Origin of the sequence: Burkholderia sp. R-40 (assembly GCF_049942845.1) — a bacterium.
GTDB classification, from domain to species: Bacteria; Pseudomonadota; Gammaproteobacteria; order Burkholderiales; family Burkholderiaceae; genus Burkholderia; species Burkholderia ambifaria.
Genome location: NZ_CP187967.1, coordinates 3,402,013 through 3,427,006 on the forward strand (window position 1 = coordinate 3,402,013; position 24,994 = coordinate 3,427,006).

Sequence of the window (24,994 nt, forward strand, 5' to 3'; positions counted from 1 at the left end):
TTCGAACGAGAGAATCGCCATGCCTCCCCTGCCCCTGCTCGGCGCGCTGCTCGACACCGCCGACACCGCCATCAAGGCCGTCCGCGGCGCGGGTTCGTCCGCCGCCGCGACGTCCGCCGGCAACGATGCCGCAACCAGCCCGGCCGCCGTGCCGTTCGCGCAGACGCTGAAGCAAAGCGTCGGCACACGGCACGACGCGGCGAACGCCGGCAAGCCGGATACCGCGACGCAACAGGCGTCGTCGACGTCGCCCGCCGGCGCGAAGCCCGCCGACCGCGTCGACGACAAGTCGACCGACGACGCGAACGCGACGCCCAACGCCGACGCCGCCGCGCTCGCCGCGGCCGCCGCCGTTCAGGCGCAACTGCAGGCGCGCGTGAACGACGCGGCGCCGGCCGGCGCCGCTGCCGATACCGCCGCCACGGCCGCGCAAACGACGGCCGTGTCCGGCCAGCCCGACGCCACGGCCGCGCTGACGAATCATGCCGGCGAGGACGCGACCGCCGAGCCGGCGTTGCCGGCGTCGGGCCGCGAAGCGCTGCAAGCTGCGCTGGCGAAACTGACGGGCGGCGCGGGTGCGATCGCGATGCCCGCGACGGGCACGGCAGCAGCCGCGGCCGCGACAGCGCCGGCATCGACGACGTCCGCATCGGCGGCCGCCGCGCCGCTGACGCCGAAAGTCCCGACCTTCGACCGCACGCTCGCCGACGCGAAAGGCGCGCTCGCGCCGCAGCCGACGCCCACGCAAGCGACCGCCCAGGCGCTGCAGGCGGGCGCCGCCGGCCAGCCGGCCGCGCATGCGCTTGCGGCCACCGAGGAAGCGGCCAGCCCGGCCGCCGACGCATCGGTCGCCGCCGCCGCAACGGCTGCGGCAGCCGCGCAGGCGAACCTGCAGGCATCGCCGGCCGCCAGCTCGGTCGCCGCGGCCAACGCCCACGTGCTGGCCCCGCATGTCGGCACCGCCGACTGGACCGACGCGCTGAGCCAGAAGGTCGTGTTCCTGTCGAATGCGCATCAGCAGAGCGCCGAGCTGACGCTGAACCCGCCGGACCTCGGCCCGCTGCAGGTCGTGCTGCGTGTCGCGGACAATCACGCGCATGCGCTGTTCGTCTCGCAGCACGCGCAGGTGCGCGACGCGGTCGAAGCCGCGCTGCCGAAGCTGCGCGAAGCGATGGAAGCGGGCGGGCTCGGCCTGGGCAGCGCGACCGTCAGCGACGGCGGCTTCGCGTCGCAGCAGCAGAACCCGCAACAGAGCTTCGCCGGCGGCCGGCCGTCGCCGCGCGCACGCGCCGGATCGTCAGCCGTCGATGCACCGGTCGACGCTGCGCAATCCGCAGCGGCCGGCGCGACCGTGAGCCGCGCGGGCCTCGTCGATACGTTCGCCTGAGCATCGCGCCGCTCGCGTGCCGGTGCGCGCCGCTCAGCGGCCGTGCACCGCCGCGGCCGCCTCGCCGCGCGGCACCGCGCCCTTGCGCGTCGCGACGATGAAGTCCGCCGCGCGTTCGCCGATCATCACCGACGGCGCATTCGTGTTCCCGCCGATCAGCGTCGGCATCACCGACGCGTCCACCACCCGCAGCCCGTCGACACCCCGCACGCGCAGTTGCGGATCCACGACCGCGCGCACATCCGAACCCATCCGGCAGGTGCCGACCGGGTGATAGATCGTGTCGGCGTGCGCGACGATCGTCGCGCGCAGCTCGGCTTCGCTCTGGTCCGCCCGCGTGTACAGCTCGCGCCCGCCCTGCGACGCGAGCGGCGCCTGCGACAGGATCCGGCGCATCGCCTGCGCACCGCGCACGAGCAGGTCGAGATCGCGCGTATCGCTGAAGAAGCGCGGATCGATCAGCGGCGCGTCGCGCGCATCGCCGCTCGCGAGGGCGACCGTGCCACGGCTGAACGGGCGCAGCGCGCACACGTGCAGCGAATAGCCGAAGCCCCAGTGCATCTTGCGGTTATGGTCGTCGACGAGCGCCGTGCAGAAATGCAGCTGCAGGTCCGGTCGGTCGAGCGACGGATCGCTCTTGATGAAGCCGCCGGCCTCCGCGACGTTGCTCGTCATCATCCCCGTGCGGCTCGAGAAATAGCGCGCGAGCGCCGGCGTCATCTTCGCGATGCCGCGCAGGCAGATGCCGACCAGTTCCGACGAATTCACGCGCGTGTTGATGATGAAGTCGATATGGTCGATCAGGTTCGCGCCGACGTCCGGCGCGTCCTGCACGATCGCGATCCCGTGCCGGCGCAGCTGCTCCGCCGGACCGATCCCCGAGCACATCAGCAGCTGCGGCGAATTGAACGCGCCGGCCGACAGAATCACCTCCGCCCGCGCGCCGAGCGTCTCGACGCGTCCGTCGCGCGACACCACGACGCCGACCGCGCGCTTGCCGTCGAAGCCCACGCGCAGCACCGTCGCATCGGGGACCACATGCAGGTTCGGCCGGTTGCGGCCATAGATGTACGCACGCGCGACGCTGCAGCGCGAGCCGTCGCGATGCGTGACCTGATAGAAGCCGACGCCTTCCTGCGTCGCGCCGTTGAAATCGTTGTTCAGCGGATAGCCGGCCGCGTGCGCGGCCTGGATGAATCGTTCGGAGAACGGATTGCGAAAGCGCAGATCGGACACCGTCAACGGGCCGTCCGCGCCGTGCCATGCATCGGCGCCGCGCGCGTTGCCTTCGGCGCGGCGGAAATACGGCAACACGTCCTGCCAGCCCCAGCCCGTTGCGCCGAGCTGGGCCCACTCGTCGTAGTCGCCCGGGTGGCCGCGCGTGTAGATCATCGCGTTGATCGCGCTCGAGCCGCCCATCCCGCGCCCGCGCGGCTGGTAGCCGCGACGGCCGCCGAGGCCCGGCTGCGGCACCGTCTCGTATCCGTAGTTCGTGCCGAGCTTGAACGGCACGAGCGCCGCGATTCCCACCGGCATGTTGACGAGCAGGTTGCGCTCCGTGTGCGGGCCGGCCTCGATCAGCGCGATCGTCGCGTCGGGGCATGCATCGGCGAGGCGGCTGGCGACGCTCGAGCCGCCCGACCCGCCGCCCACGATGATGTAGTCGTATTGCATGTCACGTCTCCTTCGTGTCATGAACGGCGCCCGGCGCGGCCGGCTCCCGCTTGTAATGTTCGGGCATTGTAGGAATGGCCGTCGCGCGCGCGGCACGCCGATTCAAGAGCGATTCCTCTAAACGCCCGCGTGAACTAAATTTAAGATGTATCGATCGATGCGACGCGAGGCAGCGGCCGCCAGAAGCCGCGCCGTCGTGAAAAAAGGGAGACGATGATGCAGCGCGACGTTCTGCAGGCCGCGTGCCGACCGGGTGTTCCGGACGCACCGCGCGCGGCCCGCATTTCATTTCAAACGGACGCCCGAATGGTTGCGACCGGCACCGTGCGCGCGGCCGGTCGAAATCGAACGACGCAACGTATGGCCGACCGTTTGGATGGCTCGTCGAATGAGCGATCCGACCTGCCGGTGCGTGGGTCGACGCGCGCTTCGCGCGGCCCCGCTTCGGTGTGCGCGCAAGCGCCCGCAGCGTGCGATCGCGCGGCAGCCGGAAATCGCATCGGGCCGTACGCGCGCACCGTGCCACCCCGTTTTCGGACGCGAACACCGTCGCGCGGATGCGACGCTTGCCGCACGCTGCACCCTGTTTTCACCCGCGCATCGCATCCGGCCCCGCGCCGCGCGACGCGCGCCACCCTGATCCGCCCCGCCACGCGCGCCGAGCGCTCACGTGCGGCCTGACTGCTGGCCGACGTGCCACGCCCCACTGGAGGAGACGAAATGAAGAACGACCTGCCCGAACTGGCCCCGCAAGCGCTGCCGTCGGTCGATGCGCTGACGGCGCTGCTGCGCGACCAGCGCGCGGCCTATCTGCGCGCGCCCTATCCGGAGTGGGACACCCGCGCGCAGCACCTGCGCGCGCTGCGCACCATGCTGCTCGATCACGCGGATGCACTCGCCGACGCGATCAGCGCCGACTTCGGCCACCGCGCGAAACAGGAAGTGCTGCTGTCGGAAATCTGGATGGCGAAGGAAGAGATCGACGATGCGCTCAAGCACGGCAAGCGCTGGATGAAGCCGATCAGCAAGCCGATGAACAAGTGGCTGCGGCCGGCGCGCGCGAAGGTGCTGCCGCAACCGCTCGGCGTGGTCGGCATCGTCGTGCCGTGGAACTATCCGATCCTGCTCGCGGCCGGGCCGCTGATCTGCGCGCTCGCGGCCGGCAACCGCGCGATCATCAAGATGTCCGAACTGACGCCGCGCACGTCGGCGTTGTTCGAGCAACTGATCGCGAAGACCTTCTCGCGCGACCACGTCGCGGTCGTGAACGGCGACGCCGAGATCGGCGCCGCGTTCAGCGCGTTGCCGTTCGATCACCTGCTGTTCACCGGCTCGACGCATGTCGGCCGCCACGTGATGCGCGCCGCGGCCGACAATCTCACGCCCGTCACGCTCGAACTCGGCGGCAAGTCGCCGGCGATCATCGGCCCGAATGCGCGCTTCGATGCCGCGGTCGACGCGATCGTCGGCGGCAAGACGCTGAACGCAGGCCAGACCTGCATCGCGCCCGACTACGTGCTGCTGCCGCGCGGGATGGAAGCCGCGTTCATCGAGCGCGCGCGGGCGCGCTTCGCCAAGCTGTATCCGGACCTGTCGACCAACGGCGACTACACGACGATCGTGTCGCCGCGCCATTACGCGCGGCTGCAGCAGCTTGCAACCGACGCGCAGGCGGCCGGCGCGCAACTGCATCCGCTGTCGGACGCGCAGTCCGATCCCGCGTCGCGCCGCTTCGTGCCGTGCGCGGTCACGCACGTGCCGGCCGCGTCGCAGCTGATGCAGGAGGAAATCTTCGGGCCCTTGCTGCCGCTCGTGCCGTACGAGCGGCTCGACGAGGCGATCGCGTACGTGAATGCGCGCCCGCGCCCGCTTGCGCTGTATCTGTTCGACGAGGATGGCGGCACGGTCGATCGCGTGATGCGCGAAACGATCTCGGGCGGCGTGACGGTCAACGACGCGCTGCTGCACATCGCGTGCGGCAGCTTGCCGTTCGGCGGCGTCGGCGCGAGCGGGATGGGTGCGTATCACGGCTACGACGGCTTCGTGACGTTCTCGAAGATGAAGCCCGTGCTCACGCAGGCGCGCCTGAATACCCGCGGGCTGATCGCGCCGCCTTACGGCAGGCGCTTCGCCGCGGTGATCCGGATGATGCTGAAGTTCTGAGCGATGCGGGCCGCGCGCGATGCGTGGCGGCCCGCTTTGAACATGCCGCGCGGCGACGCTGCCGCGCGCGCCGTCACACGGGCCAGAGCGGCCCTTCCTGCATCGCGCCGATCTGCTCGCGCAGTTCGAGTACTCGTGCTTCCCAGTAGCGATGCGTGTTGAACCACGGGAACGCGGCCGGAAACGCCGGATCGCCCCAGCGGCGCGCAAGCCAGGCCGCGTAGTGGATCAACCGCAGCGTGCGCAGCGCTTCGACCAGATGCAGCTCGCGCGGCTCGAATTCGCAGAAGTCCTCATAACCGGCGAGCAGATCCGCGAGCGCGCGCGACGCGCCTTCCCGATCGCCCGGCAGCAGCAGCCACAGGTCCTGGACCGCCGGTGCCATCCGGCTGTCGTCGAAGTCGACGAAATGCGGCCCCGCGTCGGTCCACAGCACGTTGCTCGGATGGCAATCGCCGTGCGTGCGCAGCAGGCGGATTTCGCCCGCACGCTCGAACGCGGCCTCGACGCCTTCCAGCGCGAGCGTGACCACTGTCTCATACGCAGGACGTACATCGTCGGGAATGAAATCGTGCGCGAGCAGGTAGTCGCGCGGCTCGTAGCCGAACGTGCGGATGTCGAGCACCGGACGCGCGACGTAAGGCTGCGTCGCGCCGACCGCGTGAATGCGGCCGATGAAGCGGCCGAGCCATTCGAGCGTGTCGCTGCGGTCGAGATCGGGTGCGCGGCCGCCGCGCCGCTCGAAGATCGAGAAGCGAAAGCCGTCGAACGCGTGCAGCGTGCGGCCGTCGAAGGCGGTCGCGGGCACCACCGGAATCTCGCGCGCGGCAAGTTCGGCGACGAATGCGTGTTCTTCGAGGATCGCGTCGTCCGACCATCGCTCGGGGCGGTAGAACTTCGCGACGACGGGCGGGCCGTCTTCGATGCCGACCTGGTAGACGCGGTTCTCGTAGCTGTTGAGTGCGAGCATGCGGCCATCGGTGCGCAGCCCGGCCGGCATCAGCACGCTGTCGAGCGCGTCGAGCACGCACTCGGGCGTGAGGCCGGCGAACGGCGGGCCGGCGGGAGCAGCGGGGGCGGAAGTGGCGTCTTTCATGCCCCGCATTGTGCCGTCAGCCGCGCCGAAACACGAGCGTCCGATGCGGCGCGCGTGCTCAGTGAATCGCGGCGCCGGCCGGCAGCACGGATTCGCCGGTGTCGATCAGATCCTCGAGAAAGAACGGCTCGGTGTTGAGTTCTTTCGACTCGCCCGGCACGCCCGCGTACCAGGTCACCATGGCCATGTCGCCCAGAAGGCGCTGGACGATGCCGCGCGCGCCCTTGGGCACCGCGATATGGGTAGTGCAGACAATCGACCCGACATGCATGATGGTTCCCCACTCTTGAATCTTGAAACCCGGCCCGCTGACGAGCCGGCAAATGCACGATCCGCGCCGCCCTCGGCGGGGTGTTGCGCATGATCCCATTGTTCACGGTTTATCGAAGCGCGAAAAGAAGAAGAAGCGGGCGAAGTGCCGCGAATTCGTCGAATGTCTCCAATCAACCACTGCGTCGCGCGTGCGCTTGCACGGGCGGATACCCCCATCATACCCTGTCGAATGTGACTGTCCGCCGAATCGCGCCGGGCATCCGATACGCGCTCGAATTGCGCGACGCGCGTATCGTCTGGCCTTTGCCTCGGCCGTCGTGATATCTCGCGTAACCGCATCCGACGGAACCACGCCCGCGGCCGCGCAGAGCGACGCCTCCCCGCCCTATCTCGAACGCGGCTCGCGCAGCGACTGGCGCACGAGCGTCGCGCTGCTCTACTGCTGCTCCACCGCGTGCAGCCGCTGCTGCTGGAATGCTCGTGCACGTTCGGCGTCAGTCTCGCGCTGTCGGCATGACGTTCGCGCACGCAGCCGCACCTTTGCGCAGACAGTTGCGCCGGACGGCCGCCTTGCGGTACCGTTGAAGCTCATTCGCGTTCAAGCGCATTTCGACACGATGCATCCGTTCACGTCCGCACTCGCTCAATCCCGGCCGCAGTTCGACTCGCGGCCGCAGGCGTGCGCGCATCCGTCGGTCCTTCCTCCTCCTGTCGCACCGCCGCTCGTCGGCGCCGCGCCGCCCCCGCCGGCGGCACGCGTCGGCTGACCAGCCGGCTTTCGCTTTTTCGTTTTCCATTCGCCCGTTTGCAGCCGTTCGTGCGTCGTCACGCACGGCGCGTTGCCGCGCGCGCGACATGGAACGTATCGATCCGTTCGACAGGTGGATTCACATGGTTTCGTTCAAACGCGCGCTCGCCGCGCATGGCGTGACGTCGCTCTTCGTGCTGCTGTGGAGCAGCGGCGCGATCTTCGCTGAACTCGGTCTGCGTCATGCATCCGCGTTCGTCTTTCTCACCGCACGTTTCGCGCTCGCGTCACTCGTGCTGCTCGTCCTGGCCGTCATGCGCGGCCGCTGGCTGCCGCCGCGCGGCGAGCGGCGCATGGCCGCGCTGACCGGCCTGCTGATGATGGGCGGCTATTCGATCTTCTACCTGCTCGCGCTCGATCAGGGGATCGCACCGGGCGTGCTCGCGACGATCCTCGGCGTGCAGCCGATCGTCACGCTCGCGATGGTCGAGCGACGCTGGCAACCGATGCGCGTCGCGGGGCTCGCGCTGTCGCTCGTCGGCCTCGCGCTCGTCGTGTGCCGCGGCGTGGGCGGCGCCGGCCTGCCGATCATCGGCATCGCCTGCGCGCTCACGGCGCTCGCCGCGCTGACCGTCGGCTCACTGCTGCAAAAGCGCGTGCGTGCGGCGCCTGCCGACGTGCTGCCGCTGCAGAACGCGATCGGCCTCGCGCTGTGCGTGGCGATCCTGCCGTTCCGGCCCGTCTCGCTCGATGCGAGCTGGGCGTTCGTCGTGCCGCTGCTGTGGCTCGGCATCGTGATCTCGGTGATCGCGCAGTTGCTGTTCTACCGCTTGATGCAGCGCGGCGATCTCGTCAACGTGACGAGCCTGTTCTATCTCGTGCCCGTCGTCACCACGCTGATGGATGCGGTCTGGCTCGGCAACCGGCCGGCGCCGCTCGCGCTCGCCGGCCTGGCGGCGATCGTCGCGGGGCTCGTGCTCGTATTCCGCACACCGGCCGCTCGCGCGCAACCCGAGCGCGCGTAAGCGGACGGCCGCCGCACCCGCGAGTGCGGCGGCCCGCATCGAACACGTACGACGTTTGGGCGCAAACGGAAAGGAGCCGGAAAGCCATGCGCAAGGCATTCGTCTGATTCCACGGGGAAATGCAGAATTCCCGGGGTTTCCGCATACTTTTAATGGTTCGGATAGCGAAAAACGCTGCGCGGTTGCCTATACTCGAACTGCCGGCCCCACTCGCAATCGGTCCGGCACATATTAGAAATGCCCGGCATGGGGCGGGTACAGGCGCGTGCGCCTGCGCCGGCCGACTATGGAGACACGCATGACGACCTATTTCACGATCGGCGACTTCATCCTGTTGATTCCGATGGCGCTGGCCGGCGCGCTATTTCTCGGCGCGGTGCCCTGCGCGACCCAATTCCGCCACAACCTGCTGCGCGTGCTCGGCGTGATGCTTGGCGTCGGCGTTGCGGTGTTGCTCGTCGAAGGCCTTCCCGCACTGCTGTAGCGACGCGTTCGCGCGCCGGTCACATCGCTGCACCGCAGCGACGTGACGGCTTGCTTGCGTGCGCCGCGATACGGGATGCGATCGTTCGCATTCCGTATCGACTGTCCTCGCTACCGGTCAGATCGCCTGATCGGTTGACGGCTTTTCCCACAGATTGATGCCGCCTTCGGTCGCATGACGATCGATCTCCGCGAGTTCGTCGGCCGAGAACTCGAGGTTCTTCAGCGCGCCGACGTTTTCACGCACCTGCTCCGCGCGGCTCGCGCCGATCAGCGCCGACGTCACGCGACCATTGCGCAACACCCACGCGAGCGCCATCTGCGCGAGGCTTTGCCCGCGCCGCTGCGCGATGCCGTTGAGCTTGCGCACGTGCTCGAGGTTGTCCGCGCTCAGGTGATCCTGTTTCAGCGAACCGCCGCCCGGCTTGTTCACCCGCGCATCGGCCGGCACGCCGTTCAGGTATTTCGACGTCAGCAACCCCTGCGCGAGCGGCGTGAACGCGATGCTGCCCGTGCCGATCTCGTCGAGCGTCCCGAGCAGATCCTGCTCGATCCAGCGGTTCAGCATGTTGTACGAAGGCTGGTGGATCAGCAGCGGCACCTGGTATTGCGCGAGCAGTTCGGCCATCTCGCGCGTCTTCGCGGCCGAGTACGACGAGATGCCGATATACAGCGCCTTGCCCTGCCGCACGGCCGACGCGAGCGCGCCGGCCGTTTCCTCGAGCGGCGTGTGCGCGTCGAAGCGATGCGAATAGAAGATGTCGACGTAGTCGAGGCCCATCCGCTGCAGGCTCTGGTCGAGGCTCGCGAGCACGTACTTGCGCGACCCGCCGCCGCTGCCGTACGGCCCCGGCCACATGTCCCAGCCGGCCTTCGTCGAGATCAGCAGCTCGTCGCGGTACGGCCGGAAATCTTCCTTCAGCAGCCGGCCGAAATTGGTTTCGGCGCTGCCGTACGGCGGCCCGTAGTTGTTCGCCAGGTCGAAGTGATTGATGCCGAGATCGAACGCGGTGCGCAGGATGTCGCGCTGCGTGTCGATCGGCGTCGAGTCGCCGAAGTTGTGCCACAGACCGAGCGACAGCGCGGGCAGTTTGAGCCCGGATTTGCCGCAGGTGCGGTATTGCATGTCGGCATAACGTTCGGAAGCTGCTTCATAGGCCATGGGTCGGTTCCGTCAGGACGTCGGGGGAAGGGACGCGCGCCGCACGCGAGCATCGCGCGCCGGCGGCGAAGGAAACAACGACGGCTATGGTAGCGAACGCGGCGCGAGCCTGCACGGCAATGGACGCGACCGCGCGCGTCGCCTACACTGCGGCGTCTCGAATCACCGTTACAGCGAGGTTGGTATGTCCCGGGTCATCTCGGTTGCACTGCTCGTCGGCGGCGTCGTGCTGCTGTATTTCGGCGGCCAGTCGTTCCATTCGATCAACGACAACATGTCGCGCTTCTTCACCGGCTCGCCCGCCACGAAGACGATCCTGCTGATCGCGGGCGGCGCCGTCGCCTCGCTGATCGGCCTGATCGGCCTCGCGATGCCGGGCAACAAGCGCTGATCGCGCAGCCGCGCGGCTCGCGACGACTCGCGGTGCGCGGCGCGCGAGCGAGCGGTTCAAAACGCAACGGGCGGCCCAGGCCGCCCGTTTCTTCATCCGCCCGCGCGGCCCAGCGCCGCAGCGGGCGACCGGCTGCGGGCGACCGGCTGCGGGCGACCGGCTTCGGGCGACCGGCACGGCTGCGTCGCCGTCCGAACCGCTGCTAGAACTGCACTTCCGGCTTCGTCGCCGAACGCGTGCCCGGCACCGGCCGGTTGCTCACCCCGTGATATGTGTAGACGAGCGAGAACTTCACCTGGTCGGAGCGGTTCTGCCCCGCCGAATGCAGCGTGTTGCAGTGGAAGAACACGACGTCGCCCGTCTGGAGCGGCGGGCAGGTGGCCGCATCGATCATCTTGCGGTTCTCCGGCAGGTCGCTGCGGAAGAACTTCGCGTCGTCGAACGCTTCCGGCCCGAATTCGGCCGTGTGCGACCCGGGCACCAGCCAGAGCGCGCCGTTTTCGTTCGTTTCCGGCCCGAGGGCGAGCCACACCGACACCATGTCCGCGCGTTCGAACGACCAGTAGCGGAAGTCGCGATGCCAGCCCGTCAGGCTCCCGTACGCGGGGTGCTTCGTCATCATGCAGTTGTGATGCGTGCGCGACAGCACCGGCTGCTCGCCGAAGTACTCGCGCATCCACGCGCCGATTTCGGGCGCGATCGCGCGCTCGGCGAACGCCGGATCGCGCCCATAGGCGTCCAGCAGCCGCCGCACCGTATGCCCGCCCGGCGCATGCTTCGACTCGGGCGCGCCCGGGTAGCGCAAATCCGCCTCGAACTCGATCGGCTCCGCCGCTTCCTGCAACTGGCGCTGCGCGATGCGCTTGAGCGCCGCGCACTGCGCTTCGCCGACGAGGCCGCGCGCGACGACGAAACCACGTTCGCGCAATTCCGCGACTTGCGCGCGGATCGATTCCGACTGCAATGAAGACGACATGGGATGCCAGACGTTTATTGTGTGAATTTGACGATTGTAAATCGGCGCCGGATACCGCGAACAGCGCCATTGTCGTGCGCAGGGGCATGCCAATCGCGGATTTGATCGCGATCAAGGGAACTGTACGGCGCGGCGGGAGCCTCAGCGACAGGCGGTATGCGGCGACTCGCTTGCGGCACAAGGGTTTATCGCGACTTTTGCACGTCACGAAACCCTTGTAGCCTGTCGCGGCCTGTCAATTCTGGCGGGCGCGGCGCGCAACGACTTTCGGTAAGATCCGTTGCGTCATCCGAGGCCGTTCATACCAGTGCGCTCTTCAAGGGCGCCATCCATACAAGCGAAGCATCGTTCACATGCCATTCCGTCTGACTTCCCGTTTCAACCGCGCTGCGAAGCGCGTCGTGCCGTCCGCTCCCGCCCGCTCGCTGCGCCATCACCGCGCCCGCACGCAGGCACTCGCCAGGCACACGCACGCGCACAGCCGGCTGGACGGCATCCGTGCGTGGTTCCACGCATTCTTCTCGATGATGAGCGCGCAGGCGTTCGCACGCCGCGCCGGCCTGCGTTCGCTGCTGCAGAAACCGTCGTCGCTGCGCGCGCTCGCGCTGCGCCGCACGCTCGGCCCGCAGCGCCGCATCAACCGCCCGCGCCGCCTCGCGGCCAGCAATGGGTGGTTCGGGTTCAGCGCACGCTGACACCGCGCCGGCGGGCCGTACCCGCCACCGATCGCCGTCATTTCGCCGGCGCTCGACACGCATAAAAAAACCCCGGCATGCCGGGGTTTTTCGTTTCAGGCGCGACGCCGCTTACGCGACGCGTGCCGTCGGCTCCACGCCGGCCGCTTCGGCCAGCACGAGTGCCTTGTCGGTTGCTTCCCACGAGAATTCCGGCTCTTCGCGGCCGAAGTGGCCGTAAGCTGCCGTCTTCTCGTAGATCGGGCGCAGCAGGTCGAGCATCTTGATGATGCCCTTCGGACGCAGGTCGAAATGCTCGCGCACGAGCTTCGTGATCACCGCATCCGACACGCGGCCCGTGCCGAACGTGTTGACCATCACCGAGGTCGGCTCGGCGACGCCGATCGCGTACGACACCTGGATCAGCGCGCGCGACGCGAGGCCTGCCGCGACGATGTTCTTCGCGACGTAGCGGCCGGCATACGCTGCCGAGCGGTCGACCTTCGACGGATCCTTGCCCGAGAACGCGCCGCCGCCGTGCGGTGCGGCACCGCCGTACGTGTCGACGATGATCTTGCGGCCCGTCAGGCCGCAGTCGCCCTGCGGGCCGCCGATCACGAACCGGCCGGTCGGGTTCACCAGGAACTTGATGTCGCCCTTGATCAGGTCGGCCGGCAGCGTCGGCTTGATGATTTCCTCGATCACGGCTTCGCGCAGCGCCGGCAGTTCGATGTCCGGTGCGTGCTGCGTCGACAGCACGACGGTGTCGATCGAATCCGGGCGGCCGTCGACGTAGCGAACCGTCACCTGCGACTTCGCGTCCGGACGCAGCCACGGCAGGCGGCCGTCGCGGCGCAGGCTGGCCTGGCGCTCGACGAGGCGGTGCGACAGGTAGATCGGCAGCGGCATCAGTTCCGGCGTTTCGTCGCATGCGTAACCGAACATCAGGCCCTGGTCGCCCGCGCCTTGATCGAGGTTGTCGTCATGCGCGCGATCGACGCCTTGCGCGATGTCGGGCGACTGCTTGTCGTACGCGACGAGCACCGCGCAACCCTTGTAGTCGATGCCGTAGTCGGTGTTGTCGTAGCCGATGCGCTTGATCGTGTCGCGCGCGATCTGGATGTAATCGATGTTGGCCGTCGTGGTGATTTCACCGGCCAGGACGACGAGACCCGTGTTGCACAGCGTTTCGGCCGCAACGCGGGAATATTTGTCCTGCTCGAGGATGGCGTCGAGAATCGCGTCCGAGATCTGGTCCGCGACTTTGTCCGGATGGCCTTCAGAGACGGATTCGGACGTGAAGAGATAATCGTTTGCCACTTTTTCAGGCTCCTGTGTGGTTACGGTTGGTTTCACGTAGCCAGCTTCGTTGGGCCTGAAGCGGCGACGCTTTAGCGGATTACCAGGACCGGGCAGCGCGCTTCGCGCCAGCCGGCTTCGCCCCGCAAGTTGTCAGTTAACTCGGCGAAGCCCGTATTATAGCGACTTTCGTGAATTGTCACAGAGCGCCGCCCGTGCTGTATCGCCCGCTGTCCTACCCCCCTGTTCGCAACATGCCGGCCAGCCGGCCCCACGGAGATTCCGCATGCTAGGCCGCCTCGGCACGCATCTCGCCATCGGCTTTCTGAAGCTGCTCGCCCTGCTGCCGTACGGTGTGACCGCGCGCTTCGGCGATGGCCTCGGCTGGCTGCTGTACCAGATTCCCAGCCGGCGAAAGCGCATCGTACATACCAATCTGAAACTCTGCTTCCCCGACTGGAGCGACGAACGGCGCGAGGAAGTGGCCGGCCAGCATTTCCGCCATGCGATCCGCAGCTACGTCGAGCGCAGCTATCAGTGGTTCGCGTCGGAAGAGGCCTACCGCAAGTTGTTCACGATCGACAGCGAGATCGACCTGAGCGATCCGGACATGCCGCCCACGCTCCTGCTCGGTCTCCATTTCGTCGGCATCGAGGCCGGCTCGATGGCGCTCAATCTCGCGCTCGACCGTCCGTGCGGCTCGCTCTACACGCCGATGAAGAATCCCGAAATCGACGCCGCGGCCAAAGCCGGCCGCAGCCGCTTCGGCGCGGAACTGGCGGGCCGCGCGGACAGCGCGCGCATCGTGCTGCGCTGGCTGCGCGACCGCAAGCCCGTGATGCTCGGCGCCGACATGGACTACGGGCTGCGCAACTCGACGTTCGTGCCCTTCTTCGGCGTGCCCGCCTGCACGCTGACGGCCGTCGGCCGGCTCGCGAAGACGGGCCGCGCGCAGGTCGTGCCGTTCATCGGCGAGGTGCTGCCGAACTACAAGGGCTACCGGCTGAAGGTGTTCAAGCCGTGGGATCACTACCCGACCGGCGACGACGATCTCGACGCGCGGCGGATGAACGAATTCCTCGAGGAACAGATCCCGCTGATGCCGGAGCAGTACTACTGGGTGCACAAGCGCTTCAAGACGCGCCCGCCCGGCGAGCCGAGCCTGTACTGACCCCGCAGGGCGACCGCGAGCGTGCCGTCATGCGCTCGCCGGCCTCGCCAAGCCCCGCTTCGCGACGCAGCGCCATTTCCGGCGGGATGCCGGCATGGCCGTGCAGGACGCCCCTGTCCGCTGCATGTATCATTTGCGGCTGAGATCAGCACGACGAACGACGCCGCCCGGCACCGCAGCCGGCCGTTCGCGTCGTGCTGGCCGCCTTGTTCGTCATGGAATTCCGGACCCAGTGAAACTCTCGTTCACCAAGATGCACGGCGCGGGCAACGACTTCGTCGTGCTCGACGGCTATTCGCGTGCGTTGCCGCCGCTCACCGAAGCGCAGGTGCGCGCGCTCGCCAACCGGCACTTCGGCATCGGCGCCGACCAGTTGCTGCTCGTCGAAAAGCCGACTGTCGACGGCGCGGATTTCAAGTACCGGATCTTCAATTGCGACGGCGGCGAAGTCGAACACTGCGGCAACGGCGCACGCTGCTTCGTGAAGTTCGTCAGCGACCGCGGCCTGACCGACAAGCGCAGCGTGCGCGTGCAGGTCATGAAGGGCCTGATCACGCTGACGCTGCAGGACAACGGCGAAGTCGTCGTCGACATGGGCGCGCCCGTGTTCGCGCCGGCGCAGGTGCCGTTTGATGAGTCTGGCCTCGACGGCCGCGCAGAAGGCCGCGACACCCTGTGGCCGCTGGACGTCGGCGGCGCGACGCGCTGGATTTCGGCGGTGTCGATGGGCAATCCGCATGCGGTGCAGGTCGTCGACGACGTCGAAGCGTATCCGGTGCTGGAAGAAGGCCCGCTGATCGAGCGCCATGCACGCTTCCCGCAGCGCGTGAACGCCGGCTTCATGCAGATCGTGTCGCGCCACGAAGTGAAGCTGCGCGTGTACGAACGTGGCGCGGGCGAGACGCTCGCGTGCGGCACGGGCGCGTGCGCGGCGGTCGCGGCCGGCATCCGGCGCGGCCTGCTCGATTCGCCCGTGACCGTCCATACGCACGGCGGCACGCTGACGATCGGCTGGGACGGCGCGCGCGACGAAGCTGCCGCACTGATGATGGCCGGGCCCGCCGCGACCGTGTTCGAAGGCGAGATCGACCTCACCGCCTGACCCTGCAACGTCCTTGATAACTGAACGCTCCAGCCACATGAACGATCGCGAAGTCGCCGACTACCTGCTCGCCAATCCCGAATTCTTCGCGCAGCACGCCGAACTGCTCGCGACGATCCGCCTCGCGAACCCGCACGGCAAGGCTGCGATCTCGCTGCAGGAGCGGCAGATGGAGATGTTGCGCGACAAGAACAAGCATCTCGAGCGCCGGCTCGCCGAGCTCGTGCGCTACGGCCACGAGAACGACAGCCTGTCCGCGAAGTTCAGCCGCTGGACCGCGCGCGTGATCGCGGAACGCGACCCGTACGCGCTGCCGCGCACGATCGCCGACGGCATCGCCGACGTGTTCGACGTGCCGCAAACCGCGCTGCGCGTGTGGGACGTCGCCGACACCTACGCGCAGGCCGATTTCGCGCGCCAGGTCGGCGAGGAAGTGCGCCTGTTCACGAACGGGCTGTCGACGCCGTACTGCGGCGCGAACACCGGTTTCGAGGCTGCCCAGTGGCTCGCGCCCGCGCTCGCGGCACCGGCCGCGAACGCGGCGGAAGGCGCCGAAGCCGCGCCGGCCGGCGACGGCGCGGCCACGTCGATCGCGCTGCTCGCGCTGCGCGCGCCGCTCGCCGGCACCGATGCGCCCGCGTTCGGCCTGCTCGTGCTCGGCTCGCCCGATCCGCGCCGCTTCCACGACGGGATGGCGACCGACTTCCTCGCGCAGATCGCGACGCTTGCGAGCGCCGCGCTCACGCGCCTGCTGCCGCACTGATGTCGCGCCTGCGATGACCGACGATCCGATCGCCGCCTACCTGTCGAACCTGAAGCACGTCAGGCAGCTGTCGGAACACACGCTGCGTGCGTACACGCACGAACTCGACGAACTGAAGAAACTCGCCGCCGGTCGCCCGCTCGACACGCTGACGGCCGTCGACATGCGCGGCGCGGTCGCGCGCGCGCATGCGGGCGGACTGTCGGCGCGCTCGATCTCGCACCGGCTGTCCGCCTGGCGCGCGTTCTACCGCTGGCTCGCGCAGCACATCGAGATGCCCGCGAACCCGGTCGCCGCGGTGCGTGCGCCGAAGCGCCCGAAAACCTTGCCGAAAGCGCTGTCGGTCGACGACGCCTCGGCGCTGATGGACGCGCCGCTCGCCGGCACGACCGAAGGCATCCGCGATCACGCGATCCTCGAGCTGTTCTATTCATCGGGGCTGCGCCTCGCCGAACTGGTCGGGCTCGACGTCAGGTACACACAGGCCGACGGCTACCGCTCGGCCGGCTGGCTCGATCTCGCCGAAGCCGAAGTCACCGTGCGCGGCAAGGGCAACAAGGAACGCAAGGTGCCGGTCGGCCGCAAGGCGATCGATGCGCTGAACGCGTGGCTCGCGGTGCGCGGCGAATTCGTGAAGCACGACCCGCATCCGCTGTTCGTGTCCGTGCGCGGCAACCGGATGGCGCCGGGCGTCGTGCGCGAGCGCGTGAAGCGCGCGGCGCTCGCCGCGGGCATCCCCGCCAACGTCCACCCGCACGTGCTGCGCCATTCGTTCGCGACGCACGTGCTGCAGTCGAGCGGCGACCTGCGCGCGGTGCAGGAACTGCTGGGCCACGCGAGCATCTCCGCGACGCAGGTCTACACGTCGCTCGACTTCCAGCACCTCGCGAAGATTTACGACAGCGCGCATCCGCGCGCGAAGAAGCGCGACTGACGCGCGTCCCGTGTTACCCGCCGCGCGCGGCGGCCGGCCACGGCCGGCTTCGCGCACGGCCCATTTCGATCTCATCATGCAAACCGTCACCCTCAAGCCGTCCAAGGAAAAATCGCTGCTGCGCCGCCATCCGTGGATCTACGCCAATGCGATCGACCGCGTCGACGGCAAGCCCGCGCCCGGCGCGACCGTCATCGTGCGTGCGCACGACGGCCGCTTCCTCGCGCGCGGCGCGTACAGCCCGCAGTCGCAGATCCGCGTGCGCGTGTGGAGCTTCGACGAGAACGAGCCGATCGATCACGCGTTCTTCAAGCGCCGCGTGCAGCGCGCGGTCGCGCACCGTACGACGATGGTGTCGGGCACGGGCGCGGTGCGGCTCGTGTTCGGCGAGGCCGACGGGCTGCCGGGGCTGATCGTCGACTACTACGTCGCGGACACGGCCGAAGCCGGCGCCACGCCGCGCGGCCAGCTCGTCTGCCAGTTCATGGCCGCGGGCGTCGAAGCATGGAAGGAGGCGATCGTCGCGGCGCTCACCGGCGCGACCGGCTGCCCGAACGTGTACGAACGCTCGGACGTGTCGATCCGCGACAAGGAAGGGCTCGAACAGACGACCGGCGTGCTGGCCGGCGATGCGCCGCCCGCGACGCTGATCGCGAACGAAAACGGCGTGCGCTATCACGTCGACGTGCCGAACGGCCACAAGACGGGCTTCTACGTCGACCAGCGCGACAACCGCGCGCTGGTCGCGCAGTACTCGGCCGATCGCGACGTGCTGAACTGCTTCTGCTACACGGGCGGCTTCTCGCTCGCGGCGCTCAAGGGCGGCGCGAAACGCGTCGTGTCGATCGACTCGTCGGGCGATGCGCTCGCGCTCGCGCAGCAGAACGTCGTGGCCAACGGCTTCGACGCCGACCGCGCGACCTGGCTCGACGCCGATGCATTCAAGACGCTGCGCCGCCTCGTCGACGAAGGCGAGCGTTTCGACCTGATCGTGCTCGATCCGCCGAAGTTCGCGCCGACCCGCGACAGCGTCGATCGCGCGGCGCGCGCCTACAAGGACATCAACCTGAGCGGCTTCAAGCTGCTGCGCCCGGGCGGCCTGCTGTTCACGTACTCGTGCTCGGGCGCGATCGACATGGACCTGTTCCAGAAGATCGTCGCGGGCGCGGCGGCCGACGCGAAGGTCGACGCGCGCATCCTGAAGCGGCTCGGCGCGGGCGTCGATCACCCGCTGCTCGCCGCGTTCCCGGAAGGCGAATATCTGAAGGGCCTGCTGTTGCAAATCGTCTGATCGCCCCGATCTTGGCCGACAACCCGGCGCGCCAGCCCGATCTGGCGGGCCAGCGCTTTCGCCTGTCGTCCGGACGACGGGCGTGGGCTTGACAGGTATGTTTCAATGGATGGTTGTGCGCCCCCGCTCGTAGCGGGAGGCGCGACGCACATCCTGGTTTTGACCCCGATTCACGAACCACAGGCGACCGACATGGCCACTCCCGTCACCATCCTCACCGGCTTCCTCGGCAGCGGCAAGACGACGCTGCTCAAGCGCATCCTGAACGAACAGCACGGCATGAAGATCGCCGTGATCGAGAACGAGTTCGGCGAAGAGAACATCGACAACGAGATCCTCGTGCAGGATTCGAACGAGCAGATCATCCAGATGAGCAACGGCTGCATCTGCTGCACGATCCGCGGCGACCTCGCCCGCGCGCTCGGCGATCTGGCCGCGAAGAAGCGCGAAGGCAAGCTCGACTTCGACCGCATCGTGATCGAAACCACCGGCCTCGCGAATCCGGGCCCCGTCGCGCAAACCTTCTTCATCGACAGCGAAATCGCCGACGACTTCCTGCTCGACGCGGTCATCACGCTCGTCGACGCGAAGCACGCGAACGCGCAGCTCGACGAACACGAAGTCGTGCAGCGCCAGGTCGGCTTCGCCGATCGCCTGTTCATCACGAAGTCGGATCTCGTCGACGACCAGACCGTCGCCAGCCTCAAGCACCGCCTGATGCACATGAACCCGAAGGCGACGATCAAGATCGTCAACTTCGGCGAAGCCGACATCAAGGAAATCTTCGACCTGCGCGGCTTCAACCTGAACGCGAAGCTCGAGATCGACCCGGATTTCCTCGCCGAGGACGACCATGCGCACGCTCACCACGATCACGGCCATGATCACGATCACGCCGATTGCGACCACGATCACGGCCAATGCGCGCACGATCACGACCACGGCCATCATCACCACCACCACGCGCACCACGACGACAAGATCAAGTCGTTCGTGTATCGCAACGACCGCCCGTTCGACCCGAACAAGCTGGAAGACTTCCTCGGCGGGATTCTGCAGATCTACGGCGAACGGATGCTGCGCTACAAGGGCGTGCTGTACATGAAGGGCGTCGATCGGAAGGTCGTGTTCCAGGGCGTGCACCAGATGATGGGCAGCGACCTTGCCGCGAAGTGGCTGCCGGTCGAGAAGAAGACCAACAAGATGGTGTTCATCGGCGTCGATCTGCCGCAGGACCTGATCACCGACGGCCTCGACGCCTGCCTCGCCTGAGCGTTCAGGCCCCGGCATCGCAGGCCTTCCACGCGGCCGCCTTCACGGGCGGCCGCGGTGCTTGGCGGGTGCCTTGCGCGGCAAGGGTTTCACCGTCATCGCTTTTTCGCGATTTGCGCGTTATATTTTCTAGATATTGGCGCAGCCGACGGGGATCGACCCGATACGGCGCCCGCTTGCGATTCAGTTACAATACGTGCCCGCTGGAGTACGGCAATAACAGGCCCGGTTCTTGCTGAACCAATACCGGGCGTCGCAACCGCGCCGGATCGCCCATCCGCCACCCGGCCGCGGCCGATGCGATTTGCCGCGCAGCACCGGTTCGCCGCGCGCAAATCAGCGCCAGGCCTGTCCTGGTATTTGAGAACCGGTTTTCCAGAGGCTTTCGGCCCCGCGGCGGCAGATCGCAAATGATTGCAAGCGCGGTTGCGGGTAATCCCAAAGTGCAGGCAATATCTCCTGATTTGCCGCACATTGAAGAAGCAAGCAGATGACGAAGAAACTCTTGACCGAAGCCGAAATCCTGAAGATGAGCGACAAGGATTACATGAATGAGGATCAGCTCGCCTTCTTCAAAAATCGGCTCGAACAGTTGCAGGCGGACATCCTCAAGAATGCCGGCCAGACGACCGAGAATCTGCGCGAGACGGTGATCGTGCCCGACCCCGCCGATCGCGCGACGATCGAGGAAGAGCACGCGCTCGAGCTGCGTACGCGCGACCGCGAACGCAAGCTCCTCAAGAAGGTTCAGCAGTCGCTCGCCCGCATCGATTCCGGCGATTACGGCTGGTGCGAGGAAACCGGCGAACCGATCGGCATCCCGCGCCTGCTCGCGCGCCCGACGGCCACGCTGTCGCTCGAGGCGCAAGAGCGCCGCGAGCTGCGCCAGAAGCTGTTCGGCGACTGATCGAGCGGCGTTCCGCTCTGACACGCTGCTTCCCGGAAGCGCGCGGCCTGCCGCGCGCTTTTTGTTTTTCCGGCACGGTTCCCGGCCGGCCGATTTGCCCCTTCCTCCTCTTGATATCCCGGCGCCCGCCCTAAAATGAATCGGACGCGCGCCGGGCCGCTCCCCGGCGCACTGCGATTCACGCGGCGGCGCCTCGCGCCGCCCGACTCTTCCCCGTTTTTCTCAAGGAACGCAGATGGAGCAATTTCACGGCACGACCATCGTTTCGGTCCGGCGCGGCGACAAGGTCGCGCTCGGCGGCGACGGCCAGGTAACCCTCGGCAACATCGTCATGAAGGGTGGCGCGCGGAAAGTGCGGCGGATCTACAACAACCAGGTTCTGGTCGGATTCGCGGGCGGCACCGCCGATGCGTTCTCGCTGCTCGATCGCTTCGAGGCGAAGCTCGAGAAGCACCAGGGCAACCTGACCCGCGCGGCCGTCGAGCTCGCGAAGGACTGGCGCACCGACCGGATGCTGCGCCGCCTCGAGGCGATGCTGATCACGGCCGATGCCACCACCACGCTCGTGATCACCGGCAACGGCGACGTGCTCGACCCGGAAGGCGGCATCTGCGCGATCGGCTCGGGCGGTGCGTACGCCCAGGCCGCGGCCCGCGCGCTCGCGGAGAACACCGAGCTGTCCCCGCGCGAAATCGTCGAGAAGTCGCTCGAGATCGCCGGCGACATGTGCATCTACACGAACCACAACCGCATCATCGAAACGATCGAGTAAGGACCGCACCATGAGCACCATGACCCCTGCCGAGATCGTCTCGGAACTCGACAAGCACATCATCGGTCAGGCCAAGGCGAAGAAGGCCGTCGCGGTCGCACTGCGCAACCGCTGGCGCCGCCAGCAGGTCGGCGAGCCGCTGCGCCAGGAAATCACGCCGAAGAACATCCTGATGATCGGACCGACGGGCGTCGGCAAGACCGAAATCGCGCGCCGCCTCGCGAAGCTCGCCGATGCGCCGTTCGTCAAGATCGAAGCAACCAAGTTCACCGAAGTCGGCTACGTCGGCCGTGACGTCGACAGCATCGTGCGCGACCTGATCGAGATCTCGGTCAAGCAGACGCGTGAAGCCGAGATGCGCAAGGTGCGCAGCAAGGCGACCGACCAGGCGGAAGACCGCATCCTGGACGTCCTGCTGCCGCAACCGCGCGCGGTCGGCTTCGGCGGCAACGCCGATCACGCGAACGACGACAACAACGCGACGCGCCAGACCTTCCGCAAGCGCCTGCGCGAAGGCCAGCTCGACGACAAGGAAGTCGAGCTCGACCTCGAGCAGCCGTCGGCCGGCATGGACATCATGGCGCCGCCGGGGATGGAAGAAATGACCGAGCAGATCCGCTCGATGTTCTCGAACCTCGGCAGCGGCAAGAAGCAGCGCCGCAAGGTCAAGATCAAGGAAGCGCTGAAGCTGCTGACCGACGAGGAAGCGGCGAAGATGCTCAACGACGAGGAAGTGAAGACGAAGGCCGTGCAGAACGTCGAGCAGAACGGCATCGTGTTCCTCGACGAGATCGACAAGATCACGTCGCGCAACAACGAAGGCAGCGGCGGCGAAGTGTCGCGCCAGGGCGTGCAGCGCGACCTGCTGCCGCTCGTCGAGGGCACGACCGTCAACACGAAGTACGGGATGGTGAAGACCGATCACATCCTGTTCATCGCGAGCGGCGCGTTCCACCTCGCGAAGCCGAGCGACCTGATTCCCGAACTGCAGGGGCGCTTTCCGATCCGCGTCGAGCTCGACTCGCTGTCGGTGGAGGATTTCGAGGCGATCCTCGACGCGACCGACGCGAGCCTCGTCAAGCAGTACCAGGCGCTGCTCGCCACGGAAGACGTGCAGCTCGAGTTCGCCGCGGACGGCATCCGCCGCCTCGCCGAGATCGCGTATGCGGTCAACGAGAAGACCGAGAACATCGGTGCGCGCCGGCTGTACACGGTGATCGAGAAGCTGCTCGAGGAAGTGTCGTTCTCGGCCGGCAACCACGCCGGCGAGCGCGTGACGATCGACGCGAAATATGTCGAGCATGCGCTCGGCGAAGTGTCGCAGGACGAAGACCTGTCGCGCTACGTGCTGTAACGCGCGCGGCGTCGAATGCGAAACGGGCGGCCCGGCGGGCCGCCCGTTTTCGTTGGTGCCGTTGGTGCCGTTGGTGCGGCACGCCGACGGCGCGGCGCCGCTTACTGGCGCACCGGCTTCTTCGCGAGCTTGCGCTGCAGCGTGCGGCGGTGCATGTTCAGCGCGCGCGCGGTGGCCGAGATGTTGTTGTTGTTCTCCGCGAGCACGCGCTGGATGTGCTCCCATTCGAGCCGGTCGACCGACAGCACGACCGGATTCTCGAGCGCCTCGTCGGCCTGCACTTCGCTGGCATTGGTCTGCAGCGCGGCCAGGATCGACTCGATGTTCGCGGGCTTCGCGAGATAGTTGTCGGCGCCCTCCTTCACGGCCTGCACGGCGGTCGCGATGCTCGCATAGCCGGTCAGCACGAGGATCCGCGCGTCGGGCTGCAGGTCGCACAGCGGCGCGATCAGGCTCAGCCCCGAATCCTCGCCGAGATGCAGGTCGACGGTGATGAACTGGAACTTGCCGCCGGCCGCGAGCCGCAGCGCCGCCTCCTTGTCGTGCGCCTGCTGGACCGCATAGCCGCGGCGTTCGAGACCGCGCGCGAGCGTGCCCGCGAACACCTCGTTGTCGTCGATCACCAGGAAATTGTTCTCGCTCATGTGGTTTCTCCGTCTACGTGTTGGTTGAGGCGGCCGGCGCCGCGATGCGCGCCACCGGCAGGCGCAGCACCGCGCGCGTGCCGCGGCCCGGCGAGCCGGCCGGCCGGCTGTCCGGCGCGGCTGCCGCCCGTTCGTTCGTGCGCTGGCCCGACGCGGCAGCGGCGTGACCATTCGCGCCGCCTGCGGCGCGCCCGTTGCCGCCCGCCGCGCGCGGCGTGACATCGGACAGCTCGATCTCGCCGCCCAGGCGCACGGCCGCGCTGAACGCGAGGTACAGGCCGACGCCGTGTCCGCCCTGCGTGCTGTCGACCGGCATCGCGCCGAGCGATTCGCGCAACGCGGCCGGAATGCCCGGGCCGTCGTCGCGTACTTCGAATTCGATCTGGTCGGCCGCCCGCTCGTTGTGCGCGAGCTTCGCGGCCAGCGTCACGCGATGCGGGCTCGCCCGCGCGGCGTTGTCGAGCAGGATCGTCAGGATCTGGCCGGCCGCGACCGTGTCGTCGAGCGCGACGCCCGACGGGCGCGCGCCGAGCAGTTCGAACTGCACGTGCGGATGCCGCAGGCGCCAGTGTTCGACGAAGGTATCGAGCCAGTCGTCCACCGGCTGGCGGCTCGCCGGCGCGCTCGCGCGGCTGCGCAGGCGCGCGAGTGCCGACGTGCAGAGCGTCATCTGCTCTTCCAGCACCTTCAGGTCGGCCTCGTAGCGCGCCAGCCCCGGATCGGCGCGTGCCGCGTCGCGCAGTTCCTCCGCGAGCATCGCGATCGTCGACAGCGGCGTACCCATCTCGTGGGCGACGGTAGCGGCCTGCACGCCGAGCGCGACCGCGCGCTCGTCGCGCAGCAGGTGCGCCTGCGCTTCGCCGAGCGCCGAATCGCGCTGGCGCAGCGCGTTCGACATGCGCGCGACGAACCACGCGATCAGCCCGACGCTGACCATGAAGTTCACCCACATCCCGGTGCGGTAGTAGTCGAACAGGTTCGCCGGGTTATCCATGTTGAGCGGCACCGAATCGAAGCCGAGCGCCGCGTAGCACGCGACCGCGAACGCCGCGAGCCAGATCATCAGGTGCCACGGCAGCACGGCCGCCGCGATCGCGAGCGACGGCAGGTACAGCGACACGAACGGGTTGGTCGTGCCGCCCGACAGGAACAGCAGCGCCGACAGCGCACCGAGGTCGACCCACAGCTGGCCGAGCAGCTCGAAATCGGTCTCGGGCCGCGCGCGCAGCACGCGCACCCAGGTCAGCGCGTTGAAAACGATTTCGAGCGCGATGACCATCAGCATCGCCGGCAACGGCAGATGCACGCCGAAATAGGTCTGCACGACGCCGATCGTCACGAGCTGGCCGATGATCGCGAGATTGCGCAGCCAGAACAGGTGACTGAGGTTGACGCGCCCGGTAGTGGTGATTCGTTGCATCCGAGCAGTTTAC

23 protein-coding genes are annotated in these 24,994 nt (G+C 67.9%); 15 read left to right on the plus strand and 8 right to left on the minus strand.

Annotation, left to right across the window (positions count from 1 at the left end; translation table 11 throughout):
* Positions 1–19 precede the first annotated feature (19 nt).
* Positions 20–1,387 (plus strand): flagellar hook-length control protein FliK, encoded by a 1,368-nt coding sequence (locus ACP26O_RS15740; RefSeq protein WP_175665923.1) that lies wholly within the window; start codon positions 20–22, stop codon positions 1,385–1,387.
* Positions 1,388–1,420: 33 nt separating this feature from the next.
* Here the strand turns inward: ACP26O_RS15740 and ACP26O_RS15745 are convergent, their stop codons facing one another.
* Complete coding sequence (locus ACP26O_RS15745) at positions 1,421–3,061, minus strand: GMC family oxidoreductase (RefSeq protein ID WP_175665922.1); 1,641 nt, start codon at positions 3,059–3,061, stop codon at positions 1,421–1,423.
* Positions 3,062–3,781: 720 nt separating this feature from the next.
* Here ACP26O_RS15745 and ACP26O_RS15750 point away from each other — a divergent pair.
* Complete coding sequence (locus ACP26O_RS15750) at positions 3,782–5,224, plus strand: coniferyl aldehyde dehydrogenase (RefSeq protein WP_175665921.1); 1,443 nt, start codon at positions 3,782–3,784, stop codon at positions 5,222–5,224.
* 73 nt (positions 5,225–5,297) lie between these two features.
* Here the strand turns inward: ACP26O_RS15750 and ACP26O_RS15755 are convergent, their stop codons facing one another.
* Together ACP26O_RS15755 and ACP26O_RS15760 are read right to left on the minus strand one after the other, a co-directional pair.
* A complete protein-coding gene (locus ACP26O_RS15755; protein WP_175665920.1) occupies positions 5,298–6,320 on the minus strand; it encodes a serine/threonine protein kinase in 1,023 nt (340 codons plus the stop codon).
* 58 nt (positions 6,321–6,378) lie between these two features.
* Positions 6,379–6,591: a hypothetical protein gene (locus ACP26O_RS15760; RefSeq protein WP_006753011.1), complete on the minus strand. Its 213-nt coding sequence runs from the start codon at positions 6,589–6,591 to the stop codon at positions 6,379–6,381.
* A gap of 893 nt (positions 6,592–7,484) precedes the next feature.
* On the opposite strand from ACP26O_RS15760, the gene ACP26O_RS15765 reads away from it, so the two are divergent.
* Both ACP26O_RS15765 and ACP26O_RS15770 read left to right on the plus strand, forming a co-directional pair.
* Complete coding sequence (locus tag ACP26O_RS15765; protein ID WP_175665919.1) at positions 7,485–8,366, plus strand: DMT family transporter; 882 nt, start codon at positions 7,485–7,487, stop codon at positions 8,364–8,366.
* A 298-nt stretch (positions 8,367–8,664) separates the two neighbouring features.
* Positions 8,665–8,850 carry a hypothetical protein gene (locus ACP26O_RS15770; protein ID WP_011658187.1) on the plus strand — a complete coding sequence of 62 codons (186 nt, stop codon included), beginning with the start codon at positions 8,665–8,667 and terminating at the stop codon, positions 8,848–8,850.
* Positions 8,851–8,967: 117 nt separating this feature from the next.
* On the opposite strand, the gene mgrA is transcribed toward ACP26O_RS15770, so the two are convergent.
* On the minus strand, positions 8,968–10,011 hold the full coding sequence (gene mgrA / locus ACP26O_RS15775; protein WP_011658188.1) for an L-glyceraldehyde 3-phosphate reductase: 1,044 nt from the start codon (positions 10,009–10,011) through the stop codon (positions 8,968–8,970).
* A gap of 184 nt (positions 10,012–10,195) precedes the next feature.
* Here mgrA and ACP26O_RS15780 point away from each other — a divergent pair, with 184 nt between their 5' ends.
* Positions 10,196–10,402 carry a DUF3185 family protein gene (locus ACP26O_RS15780; RefSeq protein ID WP_006753007.1) on the plus strand — a complete coding sequence of 69 codons (207 nt, stop codon included), beginning with the start codon at positions 10,196–10,198 and terminating at the stop codon, positions 10,400–10,402.
* A gap of 202 nt (positions 10,403–10,604) precedes the next feature.
* Here ACP26O_RS15780 and ACP26O_RS15785 read toward each other — a convergent pair whose 3' ends face one another.
* Positions 10,605–11,378: a phytanoyl-CoA dioxygenase family protein gene (locus ACP26O_RS15785; RefSeq protein WP_175665918.1), complete on the minus strand. Its 774-nt coding sequence runs from the start codon at positions 11,376–11,378 to the stop codon at positions 10,605–10,607.
* 353 nt (positions 11,379–11,731) lie between these two features.
* On the opposite strand from ACP26O_RS15785, the gene ACP26O_RS15790 reads away from it, so the two are divergent.
* On the plus strand, positions 11,732–12,073 hold the full coding sequence (locus tag ACP26O_RS15790; RefSeq protein ID WP_006753005.1) for a hypothetical protein: 342 nt from the start codon (positions 11,732–11,734) through the stop codon (positions 12,071–12,073).
* Between the two features lie 111 nt (positions 12,074–12,184).
* Here ACP26O_RS15790 and metK read toward each other — a convergent pair whose 3' ends face one another.
* Positions 12,185–13,372 (minus strand): methionine adenosyltransferase, encoded by a 1,188-nt coding sequence (metK, locus tag ACP26O_RS15795; RefSeq protein WP_006753004.1) that lies wholly within the window; start codon positions 13,370–13,372, stop codon positions 12,185–12,187.
* Between the two features lie 265 nt (positions 13,373–13,637).
* Here metK and ACP26O_RS15800 point away from each other — a divergent pair, with 265 nt between their 5' ends.
* The 9 genes from ACP26O_RS15800 to hslU all read left to right on the plus strand — a co-directional run bounded on the left by ACP26O_RS15800 (position 13,638) and on the right by hslU (position 22,917).
* Positions 13,638–14,522 (plus strand): lipid A biosynthesis lauroyl acyltransferase, encoded by an 885-nt coding sequence (locus tag ACP26O_RS15800; protein ID WP_012364944.1) that lies wholly within the window; start codon positions 13,638–13,640, stop codon positions 14,520–14,522.
* Positions 14,523–14,754: 232 nt separating this feature from the next.
* Positions 14,755–15,624, plus strand: coding sequence for a diaminopimelate epimerase (gene dapF, locus ACP26O_RS15805; protein ID WP_175665917.1), 870 nt, complete (start codon positions 14,755–14,757; stop codon positions 15,622–15,624).
* 37 nt (positions 15,625–15,661) lie between these two features.
* Positions 15,662–16,387: a DUF484 family protein gene (locus ACP26O_RS15810; RefSeq protein ID WP_175665916.1), complete on the plus strand. Its 726-nt coding sequence runs from the start codon at positions 15,662–15,664 to the stop codon at positions 16,385–16,387.
* 13 nt (positions 16,388–16,400) lie between these two features.
* Positions 16,401–17,321, plus strand: a complete 921-nt coding sequence (xerC, locus tag ACP26O_RS15815; RefSeq protein ID WP_012364947.1) for a tyrosine recombinase XerC — start codon at positions 16,401–16,403, stop codon at positions 17,319–17,321.
* A gap of 76 nt (positions 17,322–17,397) precedes the next feature.
* Positions 17,398–18,612 (plus strand): class I SAM-dependent rRNA methyltransferase, encoded by a 1,215-nt coding sequence (locus ACP26O_RS15820; protein ID WP_175665915.1) that lies wholly within the window; start codon positions 17,398–17,400, stop codon positions 18,610–18,612.
* Positions 18,613–18,804: 192 nt separating this feature from the next.
* On the plus strand, positions 18,805–19,884 hold the full coding sequence (locus tag ACP26O_RS15825) for a CobW family GTP-binding protein (protein ID WP_175665914.1): 1,080 nt from the start codon (positions 18,805–18,807) through the stop codon (positions 19,882–19,884).
* A gap of 490 nt (positions 19,885–20,374) precedes the next feature.
* Complete coding sequence (dksA, locus tag ACP26O_RS15830; protein ID WP_006477498.1) at positions 20,375–20,791, plus strand: RNA polymerase-binding protein DksA; 417 nt, start codon at positions 20,375–20,377, stop codon at positions 20,789–20,791.
* Positions 20,792–21,026: 235 nt separating this feature from the next.
* Positions 21,027–21,563, plus strand: coding sequence for an ATP-dependent protease subunit HslV (hslV, locus tag ACP26O_RS15835; RefSeq protein ID WP_006760749.1), 537 nt, complete (start codon positions 21,027–21,029; stop codon positions 21,561–21,563).
* 10 nt (positions 21,564–21,573) lie between these two features.
* On the plus strand, positions 21,574–22,917 hold the full coding sequence (gene hslU / locus ACP26O_RS15840; RefSeq protein ID WP_175665913.1) for an ATP-dependent protease ATPase subunit HslU: 1,344 nt from the start codon (positions 21,574–21,576) through the stop codon (positions 22,915–22,917).
* Between the two features lie 101 nt (positions 22,918–23,018).
* Here the strand turns inward: hslU and ACP26O_RS15845 are convergent, their stop codons facing one another.
* Positions 23,019–23,561 carry a response regulator transcription factor gene (locus ACP26O_RS15845; RefSeq protein WP_011658200.1) on the minus strand — a complete coding sequence of 181 codons (543 nt, stop codon included), beginning with the start codon at positions 23,559–23,561 and terminating at the stop codon, positions 23,019–23,021.
* 13 nt (positions 23,562–23,574) lie between these two features.
* Positions 23,575–24,981: an ATP-binding protein gene (locus ACP26O_RS15850; RefSeq protein WP_175665912.1), complete on the minus strand. Its 1,407-nt coding sequence runs from the start codon at positions 24,979–24,981 to the stop codon at positions 23,575–23,577.
* Positions 24,982–24,994 lie beyond the last annotated feature (13 nt).

Coding starts and splice junctions, on each gene's coding strand:
- ACP26O_RS15740 (WP_175665923.1), top strand. CDS start 20: ATGCCTCCCCTGCCCCTGCTCGGCGCGCTGCTCGACACCGCCGACACC.
- ACP26O_RS15745 (WP_175665922.1), bottom strand. CDS start 3,061: ATGCAATACGACTACATCATCGTGGGCGGCGGGTCGGGCGGCTCGAGC.
- ACP26O_RS15750 (WP_175665921.1), top strand. CDS start 3,782: ATGAAGAACGACCTGCCCGAACTGGCCCCGCAAGCGCTGCCGTCGGTC.
- ACP26O_RS15755 (WP_175665920.1), bottom strand. CDS start 6,320: ATGAAAGACGCCACTTCCGCCCCCGCTGCTCCCGCCGGCCCGCCGTTC.
- ACP26O_RS15760 (WP_006753011.1), bottom strand. CDS start 6,591: ATGCATGTCGGGTCGATTGTCTGCACTACCCATATCGCGGTGCCCAAG.
- ACP26O_RS15765 (WP_175665919.1), top strand. CDS start 7,485: ATGGTTTCGTTCAAACGCGCGCTCGCCGCGCATGGCGTGACGTCGCTC.
- ACP26O_RS15770 (WP_011658187.1), top strand. CDS start 8,665: ATGACGACCTATTTCACGATCGGCGACTTCATCCTGTTGATTCCGATG.
- mgrA (WP_011658188.1), bottom strand. CDS start 10,011: ATGGCCTATGAAGCAGCTTCCGAACGTTATGCCGACATGCAATACCGC.
- ACP26O_RS15780 (WP_006753007.1), top strand. CDS start 10,196: ATGTCCCGGGTCATCTCGGTTGCACTGCTCGTCGGCGGCGTCGTGCTG.
- ACP26O_RS15785 (WP_175665918.1), bottom strand. CDS start 11,378: ATGTCGTCTTCATTGCAGTCGGAATCGATCCGCGCGCAAGTCGCGGAA.
- ACP26O_RS15790 (WP_006753005.1), top strand. CDS start 11,732: ATGCCATTCCGTCTGACTTCCCGTTTCAACCGCGCTGCGAAGCGCGTC.
- ACP26O_RS15800 (WP_012364944.1), top strand. CDS start 13,638: ATGCTAGGCCGCCTCGGCACGCATCTCGCCATCGGCTTTCTGAAGCTG.
- ACP26O_RS15810 (WP_175665916.1), top strand. CDS start 15,662: ATGAACGATCGCGAAGTCGCCGACTACCTGCTCGCCAATCCCGAATTC.
- xerC (WP_012364947.1), top strand. CDS start 16,401: ATGACCGACGATCCGATCGCCGCCTACCTGTCGAACCTGAAGCACGTC.
- ACP26O_RS15820 (WP_175665915.1), top strand. CDS start 17,398: ATGCAAACCGTCACCCTCAAGCCGTCCAAGGAAAAATCGCTGCTGCGC.
- ACP26O_RS15825 (WP_175665914.1), top strand. CDS start 18,805: ATGGCCACTCCCGTCACCATCCTCACCGGCTTCCTCGGCAGCGGCAAG.
- dksA (WP_006477498.1), top strand. CDS start 20,375: ATGACGAAGAAACTCTTGACCGAAGCCGAAATCCTGAAGATGAGCGAC.
- hslV (WP_006760749.1), top strand. CDS start 21,027: ATGGAGCAATTTCACGGCACGACCATCGTTTCGGTCCGGCGCGGCGAC.
- hslU (WP_175665913.1), top strand. CDS start 21,574: ATGAGCACCATGACCCCTGCCGAGATCGTCTCGGAACTCGACAAGCAC.
- ACP26O_RS15845 (WP_011658200.1), bottom strand. CDS start 23,561: ATGAGCGAGAACAATTTCCTGGTGATCGACGACAACGAGGTGTTCGCG.
- ACP26O_RS15850 (WP_175665912.1), bottom strand. CDS start 24,981: ATGCAACGAATCACCACTACCGGGCGCGTCAACCTCAGTCACCTGTTC.